This window comes from Flavobacterium aeripolare (assembly GCF_013294025.1).
Lineage (GTDB): Bacteria > Bacteroidota > Bacteroidia > Flavobacteriales > Flavobacteriaceae > Flavobacterium.
Genome location: NZ_JABSNL010000034.1, coordinates 1 through 1,481, shown reverse-complemented (window position 1 = coordinate 1,481; position 1,481 = coordinate 1). Strand labels below are relative to the sequence as shown.

1 pseudogene is annotated in these 1,481 nt (G+C 37.3%); it reads left to right on the top strand.

Features of this window, described 5'->3' with window-relative positions:
- A pseudogene (locus HNQ00_RS16235) lies at positions 1-1,481 on the top strand (hypothetical protein); the annotation flags it as partial.

Below are 1,481 nucleotides of genomic sequence, written 5' to 3'. Positions count from 1 at the left end.
GCTACAATGACTTATACTGTTAAAGGTTCAGGTGGATGTGATGATGCTACAGCTACAAGAGTAGTTACAGTAACAGCAGCACCAGATGCAGGAACGTTATCAGGAACACAAGCTATTTGTGTTGACGGAACGACTACATTATCTTCTACTACTACCGGAGGTACTTGGTCAACTAGTGCAGCAGCTATAGCAACAATTAATGCTTCAACAGGAGCGGTTAAAGGTTTAAAAGCTGGAACTGCTACAATGACTTATACAGTTAAAGGTTCAGGTGGATGTGATGATGCTACAGCTACAAGAGTAGTTACAGTAAATCAACTTCCAGTAGCACCAATAGTTAGCGCGCCAACACAGCCTACATGTTCAGTAGCTACAGGAAGCGTTAAGTTGAGTGGTTTACCTTCTGGTAACTGGACAATAACTCCAGGGAATTATACTGGAAACACTTCGGATTACACAATTACAGGTTTAAGTACAGGTAAATATAAATTTACTGTTACAAATTCATTAGGATGTTCTTCAAGTGAATCAGTAGAGGTTACTATAAATGTGCAACCAACAGCACCTGCAGCGCCTATTGCTAAAATAAGTGTTCAGCCTAAATGTGGTGCTATTACGGGTACAGTTTTAATTACATCAGCTGGTACAGGTTTTGAATATAATGTTGATGGTGGTAACTATCAAACGACTACTACCTTTTCAAATCTAACTCCAGGTACGCATAAATTTACAGTTCGTAACGCAGTGGATAAAACATGTGTTTCTAATGAAACTACTGTTGTTCTAAATAATTATATATGCGCAGAGGATGACACGGTTTCAGATATTAATGGAACATCAGGTTCTTCTAATGTTGGAAACGTACTTACCAACAATGGTAATGGTAACGATACATTAAATGGTGTAGGAGTTTCAATTTCTCAAGTTAATTTAACAGTTACAACACCGGCCACTTCTATAAACGGTACTAATGTGCCATTTGTTAATCCTGCTACAGGAATAATTAGTGTTCCTGCAGGTACAGCAGCTGGACAATATAAAATTACATATGAAATTTGTGAGAAAGCAAATCCAACAAATTGTGATACAGCAGTAGTTACTGTTAATGTTAAAACATCTATGATTGATGCTGTAGATGATACAGGTTCTGTCGTAAATGGTTTAGTAGGAGGGACTGCTTTAACGAATGTTTTAGTTAATGATCAATTAAATAATCAGCCAGCATTAACATCAACAGTTAATGTGACATTTGTATCTTCCACTAATGCAGGAGTTACCTTAGATGGAACTTCAGTAAAAGTGGCAGCTGGTACACCGGCTGGAGAGTATGTGTTAATTTACAGGATTTGCGAAAAAATTAACCCTAATTTTTGTGATGATGCTAGAGTTACTGTAAAAGTTACTGCACCAAAAATTGATGCAGTTGACGATAAAGGAACAGATATTAACGGATCAAATGGAGGAACTACAGTTGCTAATGT